Annotated in this window: 12 protein-coding genes and 1 pseudogene; 6 read left to right on the top strand and 7 right to left on the bottom strand. The window is 74.2% G+C overall.

Annotated features, from left to right (window positions below; translation table 11 throughout):
• Window positions 1-6: 6 nt before the first annotated feature.
• Window positions 7-1,131: a PLP-dependent cysteine synthase family protein gene (locus ACFC8N_RS16200; protein WP_356023563.1), complete on the bottom strand. Its 1,125-nt coding sequence runs from the start codon at window positions 1,129-1,131 to the stop codon at window positions 7-9.
• 305 nt (window positions 1,132-1,436) lie between these two features.
• Between ACFC8N_RS16200 and ACFC8N_RS16195 the strand changes: the two genes are divergently transcribed.
• Together ACFC8N_RS16195 and ACFC8N_RS16190 are read left to right on the top strand one after the other, a co-directional pair.
• A complete protein-coding gene (locus tag ACFC8N_RS16195; protein ID WP_071374519.1) occupies window positions 1,437-1,760 on the top strand; it encodes a hypothetical protein in 324 nt (107 codons plus the stop codon).
• 251 nt (window positions 1,761-2,011) lie between these two features.
• A pseudogene (locus ACFC8N_RS16190) lies at window positions 2,012-2,491 on the top strand (ATP-binding protein); the annotation flags it as partial.
• Between the two features lie 955 nt (window positions 2,492-3,446).
• On the opposite strand, the gene ACFC8N_RS16185 reads toward ACFC8N_RS16190, so the two are convergent.
• From ACFC8N_RS16185 to ACFC8N_RS16175, 3 genes are read right to left on the bottom strand one after another with little or no spacing between them, the layout of a single operon-like run.
• Window positions 3,447-6,008 (bottom strand): ABC transporter permease, encoded by a 2,562-nt coding sequence (locus ACFC8N_RS16185; RefSeq protein WP_376288482.1) that lies wholly within the window; start codon window positions 6,006-6,008, stop codon window positions 3,447-3,449.
• Entirely contained in the window at window positions 6,005-6,757 is a 753-nt protein-coding gene (locus tag ACFC8N_RS16180; RefSeq protein WP_376288481.1) for an ABC transporter ATP-binding protein, read from the bottom strand. The genes ACFC8N_RS16185 and ACFC8N_RS16180 overlap by 4 nt, the downstream gene beginning before the upstream one ends.
• The gene (locus tag ACFC8N_RS16175; protein ID WP_356023557.1) at window positions 6,754-7,047 is read right to left on the bottom strand and encodes an SHOCT domain-containing protein; all 294 of its coding nucleotides are present in this window, start codon (window positions 7,045-7,047) and stop codon (window positions 6,754-6,756) included. Before ACFC8N_RS16175 ends, ACFC8N_RS16180 begins: the two co-directional genes overlap by 4 nt.
• A gap of 223 nt (window positions 7,048-7,270) precedes the next feature.
• On the opposite strand from ACFC8N_RS16175, the gene ACFC8N_RS16170 reads away from it, so the two are divergent.
• Genes ACFC8N_RS16170 through ACFC8N_RS16160 form a run of 3 tightly spaced genes read left to right on the top strand, consistent with a single transcriptional unit; the run spans window position 7,271 to window position 9,335 of the window.
• On the top strand, window positions 7,271-7,846 hold the full coding sequence (locus ACFC8N_RS16170; protein ID WP_362820155.1) for a TetR/AcrR family transcriptional regulator: 576 nt from the start codon (window positions 7,271-7,273) through the stop codon (window positions 7,844-7,846).
• A 5-nt stretch (window positions 7,847-7,851) separates the two neighbouring features.
• Entirely contained in the window at window positions 7,852-8,430 is a 579-nt protein-coding gene (locus tag ACFC8N_RS16165) for a DUF4865 family protein (RefSeq protein WP_362820157.1), read from the top strand.
• Window positions 8,427-9,335 (top strand): phosphotriesterase, encoded by a 909-nt coding sequence (locus tag ACFC8N_RS16160; protein WP_356023551.1) that lies wholly within the window; start codon window positions 8,427-8,429, stop codon window positions 9,333-9,335. Before ACFC8N_RS16165 ends, ACFC8N_RS16160 begins: the two co-directional genes overlap by 4 nt.
• 145 nt (window positions 9,336-9,480) lie before the next feature.
• On the opposite strand, the gene ACFC8N_RS16155 is transcribed toward ACFC8N_RS16160, so the two are convergent.
• From ACFC8N_RS16155 to ACFC8N_RS16145, 3 genes are read right to left on the bottom strand one after another with little or no spacing between them, the layout of a single operon-like run.
• Complete coding sequence (locus tag ACFC8N_RS16155) at window positions 9,481-10,215, bottom strand: NUDIX domain-containing protein (protein WP_376288480.1); 735 nt, start codon at window positions 10,213-10,215, stop codon at window positions 9,481-9,483.
• Window positions 10,212-11,450 (bottom strand): ROK family protein, encoded by a 1,239-nt coding sequence (locus ACFC8N_RS16150; RefSeq protein WP_356023547.1) that lies wholly within the window; start codon window positions 11,448-11,450, stop codon window positions 10,212-10,214. Before ACFC8N_RS16150 ends, ACFC8N_RS16155 begins: the two co-directional genes overlap by 4 nt.
• Before the next feature lie 46 nt (window positions 11,451-11,496).
• On the bottom strand, window positions 11,497-12,147 hold the full coding sequence (locus ACFC8N_RS16145) for an alpha-ketoglutarate-dependent dioxygenase AlkB (RefSeq protein WP_356023545.1): 651 nt from the start codon (window positions 12,145-12,147) through the stop codon (window positions 11,497-11,499).
• A gap of 79 nt (window positions 12,148-12,226) precedes the next feature.
• Between ACFC8N_RS16145 and ACFC8N_RS16140 the strand changes: the two genes are divergently transcribed.
• Window positions 12,227-13,360 (top strand): methyltransferase, encoded by a 1,134-nt coding sequence (locus ACFC8N_RS16140; protein ID WP_376288479.1) that lies wholly within the window; start codon window positions 12,227-12,229, stop codon window positions 13,358-13,360.
• Window positions 13,361-13,367 lie beyond the last annotated feature (7 nt).

Genomic DNA, 13,367 nt, shown 5'->3' with positions numbered 1-13,367 from the left:
GGGGACTCAGTCGGGCCAGACGCCCGTCGTCAGCAGGGTGTCGATCGCCGCCGAGTACGGCGTGATGTCGAGGCCCTGCTCCGCGAGCCAGGCGTCGGAGTAGTACTTGTCGAGGTAGCGGTCGCCCGGGTCGCACAGCAGGGTGACGACGCTGCCGGTCCGGCCCTCGGCCACCATCTCGGAGACGATCTTCAGCGCGCTCCACAGCCCGGTGCCCGTGGAGCCGCCCGCCTTGCGGCCGATGGCCCGCTCCAGGGCGCGTACGGCGGCGACGCTCGCCGCGTCCGGCACCTTCATCATCCGGTCGATCGCGCCGGGCACGAAGCTCGGTTCCATGCGCGGCCGGCCGATGCCCTCGATCCGGGAGCCGCAGTCGCAGGTGACGTCGGCATCGCCGGTCGTCCAGCCCTCGAAGAAGCAGGAGTTGTCCGGGTCGGCGACGCAGACGCGGGTGTCGTACTGCATGTAGTGGACGTAGCGGGCGAGGGTCGCGGAGGTGCCGCCGGTGCCCGCGGTGGCGACGATCCAGGCCGGCTCCGGGAAGCGCTCCAACTCCAGCTGGCGGAAGATGGATTCGGCGATGTTGTTGTTGCCGCGCCAGTCGGTGGCCCGCTCGGCGTAGGTGAACTGGTCCATGTAGTGGCCGCCGGTCTCCACCGCGAGTCGGGCCGACTCCTCGTACATCTTCCGTGAGTCGTCCACGAAGTGGCACCGCCCGCCGTGGAACTCGATCAGGCGGCACTTCTCGGCGCTGGTCGTGCGCGGCATGACCGCGATGAAGGGCACGCCGATCAGCTTGGCGAAGTAGGCCTCGGAGACGGCCGTCGAGCCGCTGGACGCCTCGATCACCGGGCGACCGGGGCGGATCCAGCCATTGCAGAGGCCGTAGAGGAACAAGGAACGGGCGAGGCGGTGCTTGAGGCTCCCGGTGGGGTGCGTCGACTCGTCCTTGAGGTAGAGGTCGATGCCCCACCGCTCGGGCAGCGGGAAGCGGAGCAGGTGCGTGTCCGCCGAGCGGTTGGCGTCGGCCTGGACCTTGCGTACGGCTTCTTTCAGCCAGTCGCGGTAGGCCGGGTCGCTGCGGTCCACGTCGAGGGTGGCGCCGGTGCGGATCTGGGGGGTGGTGCTCACGGCGGTGCTCCTTACGCTGGGCGCCGACAACGCCTGACGCGGCCGACACGTCGAGCATAGGCATCTTTGACACCGCTTCCCACCTGCATAAACGCATCTTTGGGCGACCCAAAGCGGCCCTGGGGCACAGGCGGGCGCGGCCGGCCAGGGGCGCATTGGCGGGAGTGCTCCGGGCGGTCGTCGCGCGCGCCCCGCGTGTACTGGTGCTCTCGGCCCCCTCGGGGCAGACTGCACGCGACGGGACCTGTCGTCCCCAGGGGCGCACACTGGGTCGCGGAAGCACACGCGCAAGGGGGCTGCAAGCGATGGCGGAGCCGGAGTTCACGGCCACGGGCGTGCGGATCGGCAAGCGGCTGCGTTCGCTCACGCGGGCCGGGCAGGTCCGGATCAACGACGGCAGGCTGGAGTTGCTCAACAGCTACGGCAGCGAGATCGACAGCGCGCCCGTGCAGGCGGTGCGGGCGTCGAAGCCGTGGTTCGCGGCGGACGACCGGGCGCTGGCCGATCTCAACGGCCAGCGGTATCTGCTGACGCTGGGCGAGCACGACCCCGCCCCCGGCGAGCCGGGGCCGCCCGCGGCCCGGCGGTTCATCGAGGCGGTGCGCCGGGCCGCAGGCCGCGGCGGTTGAGTGCCGTAGGGCCGCGGGTGGGGGAACCGGTCACACACTCCGAGCAGCGTCGCGCCGCGGCGAGTTGCGGGAGCGCATCCGCCCTGTCACGCTGTTCACACACGTCACTCTGGGTTTACCGGCGATAACGCTGCGAACCAGCCCGCCGGCCATGACAGCAGGCGACGTTTGGACGCAAGCACCCTGCTGGATCCGTTGTTCTCCGTGTTCTTCCGGTCCCTTCGGACCTCTACATCGGGGAGTCGCGAGCCGTGATCAGTCATCCGAGCAGGCACTGCACGGTGGAGCTGCAAGCCCTGCCGTCGCGGATCGGCCAGGTCCGCAGAATCGTATCTGCGCAGTTGCGCTACTGGCATATGGACCCGTTGATAGACCGGGCCGCACTCGGTGTGACGGAGCTGCTGAGCAACGTCCACCGGCACGCCAGGCCCGACAAGACGTGCACCGTCGAGCTGGAGTTGCTGGCGGACCGGCTCACGGTCTCGGTGCGCGACAGCGACCCGCGGCTGCCGGTGCCGGCCGACACGGCCGCGGACGCGCCCGACGTCGGGCCGCTGGCCACCTGCGGCCGGGGGCTGGCGATGGTGGCCGCGGTGAGCGACAGCTGGGGCGCGCGGCCGGACGGCGAGAACGGCAAGGTCGTGTGGTTCACGCTGCCCGCCCCGGAGGAGGCCCGGACGCGTCCGGCGCAGGCCCCGCACCGTCCGGCACGGGCGGCACAGCCGGCCCGGCCGACGCCGGTACCCGTGCCCGTGGTGGCCACGGTGCCGGTCACGGTGCCGGTCACGGTGGCGGCTTCGGTGACCGCGGGGACTCCCGTGACTGCCGCGGCTGCGGTGACCGCCGGAACGCCCGTGGGCGCCGCCGTCGCTGCCGCGAGCGCGACTCCTGCGCCCGCACCGGCCCCGTCCCCGGCTCCCGTTCCCGCGGTGGCACACGCCTCCGCCGGGCCCGGGGCACAGGCTCCCGCCCGGTCGGCCGTTCCCGGCTGACCGGGCGGTGAGGCCGCCTCCGGACCCGGACGGGCGCGCCTGCCCGCCGGGCCGGTTCGGACCGTACCCGGCTGCGCCTCCGACGCGGCCGATCGCGACAGTTCCCGCACTCGCGGAACGCCGACGACCACGCCCATCCGCCGAGCCGGGTCGGACCGAACTCGGTTGCAGTCCCGACGCGGCCGGTCGCAATGGACCCCACACCCCGCACCCCGGAACCCGGACGACCACACCCACCTGCCGAACCGGGTCGGACCCTGCTCGACTGCAGATCCCACGCGGCCGGTCACAGCGGATCGCACGCCCCGGGACCCCGACGACCACGCCCACCCGCCGAACCACGCCGGACCATCCCCAGCTCCAGATCCCGCGCGGCCGACCGCAACGGACCCCACACCCCCGGGACCTCGACGGCCACACCCGCCCACCAGATCAGCTCGGACCGAGCCCGGCCACACACCCCACGCGGCCAGTCGCAGTGCACCCCGAACCCCGTGAACGGGACGACCACACCCACCCGCCGAACCACGCCGGACCATCCCCAGCTCCAGATCCCGCGCGGCCGACCGCAACGGACCCCGCGCCCCCGGGACCCCGGGACCCCGACGGCCGCGCCACCCACACCAGGGCACACCGCACCGGGCAGCAGATCCGACGCGGACGCGCCCGGCGGGTTCCGTGCTCCTCGGGGCGGTCACTGCGTGGCGATCGACCTCAGGACGTCGAGGCGGGCCGCTCGTCGGGCCGGGCGCAGGCCCGCGAGGGCGCCCGCGGTGAGGCCGACGAGGGCGACCACGGCGAGCCGTGCGGGTGGCAGGGCGAAGGCGAACGCGGTGTCGCTCGCGCCGTCGGAGGCCTTCACCAGCACCCAGCCGAGGAAGGCGCCGAGGCCGAGTCCGCCGACCGTGCCGAACGCGGCGACCAGGACCGACTCCCAGCGGACCATGGCCCGCAGCTGGGTGCGGGTCTGCCCGACGGCCCGCAACAGCCCCAGTTCCCGGGTGCGTTCGTGCAGCGCGAGGGTCAGGGTGTTGGCGATGCCGAGCAGGGCGATGAGCACCGCGAGGGCGAGCAGGGCGTAGACGAGGGTGAGCATCATGTCGATCCCGCCCGCCGAGGACTGCGCGTACTCGTCGCGGGTCTGCACCTGCGGGTTGCCGTAGCGTGCCGCGACCTGCTGCACCGCCGCCTTGCCCGCGTCGGCGCCCACCCCGTGCCTGAAGGTGACGGCGACGAGGGTGTCGGAGTCCTGGGTACGGTGCGGGGCCCAGGCGGCCCGGGTGATGACGTAGTCACCGGCCAGTTCGGAGCGGCCGTACACGGCCCGGACGGTGAAGTTCTCGCTCGTGCCGTCGGTGAAGGTCAGGCGGGCGGTGTCACCGGTGCGCAGATGCTGCCGGCCGGCCTCCGCCCGGGTGAGGGCGATCCCGTCGGTGCCGAGGTCGCGCAACGAACCGGTGACCGTGCCGAGGTCGAAGGCGTGGGCGAGCGCGGCCGGGTCGGTGACCGTCAACGCCCTCCCCCTGCCGTCGACTTCGGCGACCCCGCGGCCGAGACCGACGGCGGTGTCCACCTGGGGAAGCCGGCTCAGGGCCGGGGCGAGCCGGGGGCTGAGTCCGCTGCCGCCCGCGCCGAAGGAGGGGTTGCTGACGGCGACGTCGCCCGCGAAGGACCGGGACACCGTCTGGTCCATGGTGGCCTTCAGCGAGGCGCCGAAGACGGTGAACAGGGACACCACGGCCACGCCGATCATCAGCGCGCTCGCGGTGGCGGCCGTCCGCTTCGGGCTGCGCAGGGCGTTGCGCCGGGCGAGGCCGCCGGTGACCCCGCGCAGCCGGTCCAGCGGACGGCCGAGCAGGCGTACGACGGCGGTCGCGGCGACCGGCCCGAGGACGACGAAGGCCGCCAGAGCGAGCAGCGCGCCGAGTCCCGCGAGCCATACGGACGGGGTCACGAGGACACCGCCGAGGGTCGCCGCGAGCGCGAGCGCGCCGAGGGCGGCGCCGGTGACCGCACGCGGGCGGGAGGCGCCCGAGGTGTCGACGTCCGTCTCGCGCAGCGCGGCGAGCGGCGCGGTGCGTCCGGCGCGCAGGGCGGGCAGCAGCGCGGAGGCCACACAGACCACGACGCCGACCGCGAACGGCAGTGCCATCGACAGGGTCTTGATCACCAACTCGCCGTCGGGGAACGGGAATCCGATCGCGGGGAAGAGCGCCTGGAGCCCGGCGGCGATGCCGATGCCGCCCGCGAGCCCGGTGAGCGAGGCGGTGAGCGCGACCGCGAGCGCCTCGGCGAGGGCGATGGCGGTCACCTGTCGGCGGGCGGCGCCCAGGGCCCGCAACAGGGCGTTGTCGCGGGTGCGTTGGGCGACCACGATCGCGAACGTGTTGTGGATGGAGAAGGTGGCGACGAGCAGGGCGACGCCGGAGAACACGAGCAGGAAGGTGGTGAAGAGGGTCAGGAACTGGCCGGAGACCATGTCGGTGTTCTCGCGCGCCGACTGCTGCCCGGTGACGACCTCGACTCCCTTGGGCAGTACCGGAGTCAGTCGCCGCACGAGCTCGCCCTGACCGACTCCGGGCGCCGCCCGCACGTCGATGGCCGCCGCCTGCCCCGGCCGGGCGGTGAGATACCGCTCGGCGTCCGCCTGGGTCATGCCGGTGAAGGTCACCTGTGCCATGCCGTCCTGGCCCCCGAAGGTGGCGAGGCCCACGACGGTCACGCGCACCGGGTCGGGGGTGCGCAGGGTGGTGGTGTCGCCGATCTTCAGGCCCGCCTTCTTCGCCGCGCCCCGGTTCACCACGACCTCGCCGGTGCGGGCGGGGGCGCGGCCCTCGGCCAGCCGGTACGGGTTGAGCCGCGGGTCGGTGATCCAGTTCCCGGCGAGGGTCGGCGGCCCCTGACCGCCGACGGGTTTGCCGTCGGCGCCCACGAGTTGGCCGCGCCCCTCGATGTCCGGGACGGCTGCGGCCACGCCGGGCACCCGCTCGACGGTGCGCACCAGCGAGGTCTCGACGGGCTGCCGTACGCCCTGGCCCTGGCCGGGTGCGGTGATGGCGTCGGCGCCGCGCACCACGGCGTCCGTACCGACGGTGGCCTCGCCGAACATGGCACCAAAACTCGCCCTGAGCGTGTCGCCCATGACGAGGGTGCCGGTCAGGAACGCGACGCCGAGGAACACGGCGAGGAAGGTGCCGGCGAAGCGGCGTCGGTGCGCGCGCAGCGAGGCGCGGCTCAGCCGGAGCGAGGCGTTCATGACCGCACCTCGAAGGCCTTCATGCGGTCCAGGACGCGGTCGGCGGTGGGCGCTGCCATGCGGTCGACCAGGCGGCCGTCGGCGAGGAAGAGCACCTCGTCGGCGTGCGCGGCGGCCACCGGGTCGTGCGTGACCATGACGACCGTGCGGTCCATCTCCCGCACGGCCCGGCCGAGCAGTCCGAGGACCTCGGCGCCGGAGCGGGAGTCGAGGTTGCCGGTGGGCTCGTCGGCGAAGACGACGTCGGGCCGGCCGGCGAACGCCCGTGCCACGGCGACGCGTTGCTGCTGGCCGCCGGAGAGTTCGGACGGCCGGTGGTGCAGCCGGTCGCGCAGCCCGACGACGTCCACGAGCGCGTCGGTCCACTCCGGGTCGCCGCGCCGCCCGGCCAGGTCCAGCGGGAGGGTGATGTTCTCCGCGACGGTCAGCGTGGCCACCAGGTTGAACGCCTGGAAGACGAACCCGATCCGGTCGCGGCGCAGCAGGGTCAGGCGGCGGTCGTCCAGCGCGCCCAGGTCGGTGTCGCCGATGCGGGCGGTGCCGGAGGTGAGGGTGTCGAGGCCGGCCGCGCAGTGCATGAGCGTGGACTTGCCGGAGCCGGAGGGGCCCATGATCGCCGTGAAGCGTCCGGCGGGGAAGTCCACGGTGACACCGTCGAGCGCGCGTACGGCGGTGTCACCACCGCCGTACACCTTGACCGCGTCCCTCACGCCGGCCGCGGCCTTTCGCTGTGCGGTCGTCGTGGTCATGCCGGGCCCCCCTTGCCCGTGCGGCCGAACTGCTCGTCCAGGACGGACAGGCGGCGCCAGTACTCGTCCTCATCGATCTCGCCGGAGGCGAAGCGGCGGCCCAGCACCGCGAGCGGGGAGTCCCCGGCCGGGCGGCCGCCGTCGACGGGCCGGTACCAGGGACCGCCGCGACCGCGCCACCCGGTGCGGCGCAGCAGGGTGACGGCGCCGATCACGACGGCCGCCCAGATCAGCGGGAAGAACAGGATCCACGGGCCGGGCCCGCCGTGCCAGCTCGCCAGGGTCTGCATCTCGGGTCATCTCCCTTGTCGTCGCGTCGTCCCCGGTCTTCGGGGACGCCACGAGACTCCCTCCCGCAGGGGGCCCGGGTCGTCGTGCGGCCGGCGGCACCGCGCGTACCCCCCGGGGAGTACGGCGACGGGGTGCGTCTGCTCCGCGCGGACGGACGCTCCTCGGGGACGCTCGCTCCTCGGGAACTGGCTATTTGTAACTACTAGTATGTACAGTAGCCGCATGAGCACCCCGGAACGACTGATCGAGTCCACGCGCGAACTGCTGTGGGAGCGCGGTTACGTGGGCACGAGCCCGAAGGCGATCCTGGAGCGCGCGGGCGCGGGCCAGGGCAGCATGTACCACCACTTCAAGGGCAAGCCCGATCTCGCCCTGGCAGCGATCCGGCGGACCGCCGACGAACTGTGCGCCACGGCCGAGCGCGTCCTCGCCGGGCCGGGCACGCCGTACGAGCGCATCGAGGCCTACCTGCTGCGCGAGCGAGACGTGCTGCGCGGCTGTCCGGTCGGCCGGCTAACGATGGACCCGGACGTGATCGCCAGCGAGGAGCTGCGCGCGCCGGTGGACGAGACGATCGCGTTCATCCGGCGGCGGATCGCCGAGCTCGTCGAAGAGGGCAAGCGGCAGGGGCAGTTCGCGCCCGGACTGGACGGCGAGGAGATCGGCGCGGCCGTCCTCGCGACGATCCAGGGCGGCTATGTCCTCGCCCGCGCCTCGGGCTCCCCCGCCGCGTTCGACGCGGGCGTACGCGGCCTGCTCTCCCTGCTGACGCCTCCGGCCACCGGAAAGGACCGCTGAATCCGATGCATGCCATGCAGTACGAGCTGACGCTCCCCGCCGACTACGACACGGGGATCATCCGTACCCGGGTCGCCCGGATCGGGCATCTGCTCGACGACTGGGACGGCCTCGGCTTCAAGGCGTACCTGCTGCGCGAACGCGGGCGGTACAACTCCGTGGTGAACCAGTACGCACCGTTCTACCTGTGGCACACGGTCGAGGGCATGAACCGCTTCCTGTGGGGCGGCGCCTTCCAGGGGCTGGTGAACGACTTCGGCAGGCCCACCGTGCGGCAGTGGACCGGGCTGGGCTGCGCCGAGGGGACGGGTACGCGCGCGGCGTTCGCCGTGCGGCGCCGTCAACCGCTCGCGGAAGGCGTGGAGTTGGCCGGAACGGTGGAGGATGCCGTCGCCGAGGCGGAGCGGCTGGCCACCGAGGACGGCGCGGTGCTGGCGGCGGCGGCCGTGGACACGCGCGCGTGGGAGCTGGTGCACTTCTCGCTCTGGGAGCATGACGCCCCGAAGGCCGAGGGGGACGTCTTCCAGGTGCTGCACCTGTCCGCGCCCGGCCGGGACCGGCTCCCGCGGGGCCGGCAGTGGTGAGTCGCGTCCGTACGGTCCTCGGCGACATCGCACCCGAGGACCTGGGCGTGTGCGACGCGCACGACCATCTCTTCCTGACCAGCCCGATGTTCCCGGGCCGGGAGCTGAACGACACCGCCGCGGCCCGGGCCGAGCTGGGGGCGTTCCGGGCGGCCGGCGGTGCGGCCGTCGTGCAGTGGACGCCGTACGGCTTGGGGCGCCGGGCGGCGGACCTGCCCGGGCTGTCCCGGGCCACGGGAGTGACGCTGGTGTGCGCCACCGGCCTGCACCAGGCCGCGCACTACACACCGGAGTTGCTGGCCGGGCTGCGCGGCCGCCTGGCGGAGGTGTTCGTGTCCGAGCTGACCGAGGGTATCGGTACGACCGGGGTCCGGGCCGGGCTGATCAAGGTGGCGGGCGGCTTCCACGCGCTCGACGCGCACGCCCGCTGGACGATGACGGCGGCGGCCGAGGCGAGCCGTGCCACCGGCGCGCCCATCGCCGTGCACCTGGAGATGGGCACCGGCGCGCTGGACGTACTGGACCTGCTGTGCGGGGAGTTGGACGTACCGGGTGAGCGGGTGATCCTCGGGCATCTGAACCGCTCACCCGACCCGGTGGTGCAGCGGGAGGCCGCGCGTTCGGGCTGCTGGCTGGCCTTCGACGGGCCGTCCCGCGCACACCACGCCACCGACTGGCGGATGCCCGGCGCGGTGCGCGACCTGGCGGAGGCCGGCTTCGCCGACCGGCTGCTGCTCGGCTGCGACACCGTGCTCGCCGGCGCCCGCTCGGTCGACGGCGGGCCCGGCATGCCGTATCTGCTGCGCAGGGTGCGGCCGCGGCTGGTGGCGGAGTTGGGTACGGAGCTGGTGGAGCGGATCCTCACGGAGCATCCGGGGCGGGCGTTCGGGATCGGCCGGCGGTGAGTGCTGGCCGGCCTCGTGCGCGGGGTGGTCCTCCGGCGCGTGCCGGGGCACAGCGCGCGGTCCGCGACCGGGCGGCCGGGGGCCGGGCGGATTCGGCGCCGGAGCGGGGCCGCTGGCGAGGGCGCCGACGGCGGTGTGACCAGGCTCAGTTGTCGGCGTAGTGGCGTAGGACCGGGTGCAGGTAGTCCACGTGCGGGCCCGGGAGGGTGGACAGGTCCGCTGGTGAGCCGACCAGTTCGATCCGGTCGAACTCGGGATCGTCACCGCGGGCGGTCTCCGCCGCCGCCAGCTCGGCGTACCGGTCGTACAACTCCGGTGCGGGACGCGGCGGGGCGAGGAACAGCACGCCGACGCTGCCGCGCTCGCCCCGGGTGGTCAGCCACCAGGTCAGGGCCTCGGGCGGGGTGTCGGAGCCGGTCTCCTCGGCCAGTTCGCGGGCCGCGTGGGCACGCAGCGCCGCGAGGTCCAACCCGTGGGGCCCGGCCGGGGGTTCGACGGTTCCGCCGGGCAGCTGCCAACGGCCGGGAACGGCGGTCGAGGGGGACATCCGGCCCACCGTCAGACGGCCGTCGTCGGCGGGCTGGACCACGGCCACGAACAGGGACGAGAGCGTGGGCGAGCCGGGCACGTGCCGCAGCGCGCGGTACCGGTAGGTGGCCCGGGCCCAGGTCAGCACCAGGCCGTCCGCCCCGTCACGCTCCACCCCGACGAGTGCTGCCGCCGGGCCGTCGAAGAGGGCCGGGTTCGCCCGGACCGACTCTTCCCACACCTCGTCCATCGCCGAGCGGTGCGGTCCCGACAGTGCCGGCAGAGCCGTCTCGACCAGGCGCAGGCGTACGGCGGGCAGGAGTTCCACGGTCGCGGGGCCGTGCGCGGTCACCGCAGTGCCGCCAGCGGGTCGTCCAGGACCGGCTGCCAGGCCAGTTCGGCCGCGCCGACCAGGCTGTTGTGGTCCAGCGTGCACGGCAGGATCGGCACGCCGCCGCTCTGGCCCCACAGGCTGCGGTCCGCGACGACCGCGCGCAGCCGGCCGGGGTCGGCGTCCAGCAGGGTGCGGTGCAGGCCGCCGAGGATGATGCGGTCGGGGTTGAGGATGTTGACGAGCCCGGCGAGACCGAGGCCCAGGCGGTCGATGAGCGCCTCGGCGGCCGTACGGACGGACGGGTCGTCGTACTGCGTGCGCAGCAGGTCGTTGGCCTGCTGGAGCAGGGACACCTCGGGGCCCGGCTCGCGGCCCGCCTCGACCAACAGCGCCAGCGGGTCCGCCTCGACGTCCAGACAGCCACGGCTGCCGCAGTGGCAGGGGCGGCCCTCCGGGTTGACCGTGAGGTGGCCGACCTCCAGCGCGAGGCCCGAACTGCCGGTGTGCAGACGGCCGTCGAGGACCAGGGCACCGCCGACGCCCCGGTGCCCGGTGGCCACGCACAGCAGGTCGCGGGCGCCCCGGCCGGCGCCGTGCCGGTGTTCGGCGAGCGCGGCGAGGTTGACGTCGTTGCCGGCGAACGCGGGGCCGGTGAGGCCGGCGGCGCGCACGCACTCCGCGAAGATCCGCCGGACGGGGGCGCCGACGGGCCAGGCCAGGTGCAGGGGGTTGAGGGCGAGTCCGTCGGGTTCGGCGACGGCCGACGGTACGGCGAGCCCGGCGCCGACACAGCGGCGGCCGGTCGTGCGCAACAGCTCGGCGCCCGCCTCCACCACCGAGCCGAGCACCTTCGCCGGGTCGGCGTCGACGGTCTCGCAGCCCGGCGCGGTCGCCACGATCCGTCCGCCGAGGCCGACGAGCGCGGCCCGGAACCCGTCGGCGTGGACCTGGGCCGCCAGCGCCACCGGCCCGTCCTCGGCCAGCTCCAGCCGGTGCGAGGGCCGCCCCTGGGAGCCGGCGGCCGCGCCGGGCCGGGCGTCCACCCGGATCAGCCCGAGCGCCTCCAGCTCGGCGGCCACCGCACCCGCCGTCGCCCGGGTGACCCCGAGTTCGGCGGTGAGCACGGCCCGGGTCGGTGCGCGCCCGGTGTGCACGAGCTCCAGCGCGGGCCCGAGCGCGCCGCGCCCCCGGTCCAGTCGCGCCCTCGGGGTCGTCCTCTCCCCCGCCGTCCGGGGGTCCGCCTTGCCGCTCATGAGGGCGAGTCTCCCATGATCCGCAACCGTGGGTCCGGGCCGCCTGCTACAGCCCGCTCACCCGCAGGGTGATGTTCAGCCGTCCGCCGAGTCCCAGCCAGGGCGGTGCCGTACCGGGACGTACGCGCGGCACCCCGTGGTAGGCCCGCCGGGACGGCCCGCCGAAGACGAACAGATCGCCGCTGCGCAGCTCCACGTCGGTGTACGGCCGGGCGCGCGTCCCGGTGTTGCCGAAGCGGAACACGCACGTGTCGCCGAGGCTCAGCGAGACCACCGGTGCGTCCGCGCGCTCGTCGGCGTCGCGGTGCATGCCCATGCGGGCGTCGCCGTCGTAGAAGTTGATCAGCGCGATGTCGTACGGCGCCGGGGGGACCGCCGCCGGGCCGAGCGTGTCGGCGACCGCGCGGCGGCCCAGCTCGCCGAGCCAGGCCGGGAAGGGCTTCACCGGGGCGCCGTCGCCGTCGACGGCCGTGCGGGCATAGGCGTACGGATACCAGTGCCAGCCCAGGCAGACCTGCCGGGCGGTCATCGTGCCGCCGCCGGGTGTGCGGACCGTGCGCAGTCCGGCCGGGGGCCGGGCCCAGTCCCGGCAGGCGGCGAGCAGATGCCGCTGCTCTTCGTCCGCCAGCCAGCCCGGGGCGTGCACGGCGCCCGGTGCGACCTGCGCGCTCTCCCTGGGAAACAGCTCCGCGTCCACGCGCTCCATCATGGCGCAGGCCCGCCGCACCACCCCTGATCTGCGGCTCCGCTAGCCTGGGGGCACGATGAGCGACCGTATGACGACACCGTGGGGCGAGGTCGAGCTGACCCGCTTCCCCGAGGATCCCCGCGACCGGCTGCGTGCCTGGGACGCCTCCGACGCGTACCTGCTGCGCCACCTGGCCGAGGAACAGGTGCCGCTCACCGGCGCGGTCGTGGTGGTCGGGGACCGCTGGGGCGCGCTGGCGACGGCGCTCGCCGCGTACCACCCGACACAGATCACCGACTCCTTCCTCAGCCAGGAGGCGACCCGGGCGAATCTGGCGCGGGCCGGCGTGGAGCCGGGTGCCGTCCAGCTGCTCACCACCCAGGACCCGCCGCCGGAGCGCGTGGACGTGCTGCTGGTACGGGTGCCGAAGAGCCTCGCCCTGCTGGAGGACCAGCTGCTGCGGCTGGCACCCGCCGTGCACGCGGGCACGGTCGTCGTCGGCACCGGCATGGTGAAGGAGATCCACACCTCCACGCTCCAGCTCTTCGAGCGGGTCCTCGGTCCGACCCGCACCTCGCTGGCCCGGCAGAAGGCCCGGCTGATCTTCTGCACCCCGGACCCGGCGCTGGAGCGGCCCGCGAACCCGTGGCCGTACACCTACGCCCTCCCGGGCGACGTCGGGCCGGCCTCAGGGCGCACGGTCGTCAACCACGCCGGCGTCTTCTGCGCCGACCGTCTCGACATCGGCACGCGTTTCCTGCTGCGGCACCTGCCCGGCCCGGGCGCCGCCCGCGTGGTGGACCTCGGCTGCGGCAACGGCGTCGTCGGTACCGCGGTGGCGCTGGCGGACCCGTCGGCCGAGGTGCTGTTCGTCGACGAGTCGTTCCAGGCGGTGGCCTCGGCGGAGGCGACGTACAAGGCCAACGGGGTGCCCGGGCACGCGGAGTTCCGGGTCGGTGACGGGCTGGCCGGGGTGGCCCCGGGCAGCGTGGACCTCGTCCTGAACAACCCGCCGTTCCACTCCCACCAGGCGACGACCGACGCGACGGCATGGCGCATGTTCACCGGCGCGAAGCGCGCGCTGCGGCCGGGCGGCGAGCTGTGGGTGATCGGCAACCGTCATCTCGGGTACCACGTGAAGTTGAAACGGTTGTTCGGCAACAGCGAACTGGTCGCCTCCGACCCGAAGTTCGTGGTGTTGCGGGCGGTCAGGAAGGACTGAACGACCG

Source organism: Streptomyces sp. NPDC055966 (assembly GCF_042269865.1).
In the GTDB taxonomy this organism is placed as follows: domain Bacteria; phylum Actinomycetota; class Actinomycetes; order Streptomycetales; family Streptomycetaceae; genus Streptomyces.
This window is presented reverse-complemented; position numbering and strand designations above follow the sequence as displayed.

Excerpts from the sequence above, each read along its gene's own strand:
- ACFC8N_RS16195 (WP_071374519.1), top strand. The coding sequence starts at position 1,437 with ATGGCGGAGCCGGAGTTCACGGCCACGGGCGTGCGGATCGGCAAGCGG.
- ACFC8N_RS16185 (WP_376288482.1), bottom strand. The coding sequence starts at position 6,008 with ATGAACGCCTCGCTCCGGCTGAGCCGCGCCTCGCTGCGCGCGCACCGA.
- ACFC8N_RS16180 (WP_376288481.1), bottom strand. The coding sequence starts at position 6,757 with ATGACCACGACGACCGCACAGCGAAAGGCCGCGGCCGGCGTGAGGGAC.
- ACFC8N_RS16175 (WP_356023557.1), bottom strand. The coding sequence starts at position 7,047 with ATGCAGACCCTGGCGAGCTGGCACGGCGGGCCCGGCCCGTGGATCCTG.
- ACFC8N_RS16170 (WP_362820155.1), top strand. The coding sequence starts at position 7,271 with ATGAGCACCCCGGAACGACTGATCGAGTCCACGCGCGAACTGCTGTGG.
- ACFC8N_RS16165 (WP_362820157.1), top strand. The coding sequence starts at position 7,852 with ATGCATGCCATGCAGTACGAGCTGACGCTCCCCGCCGACTACGACACG.
- ACFC8N_RS16150 (WP_356023547.1), bottom strand. The coding sequence starts at position 11,450 with ATGAGCGGCAAGGCGGACCCCCGGACGGCGGGGGAGAGGACGACCCCG.
- ACFC8N_RS16140 (WP_376288479.1), top strand. The coding sequence starts at position 12,227 with ATGACGACACCGTGGGGCGAGGTCGAGCTGACCCGCTTCCCCGAGGAT.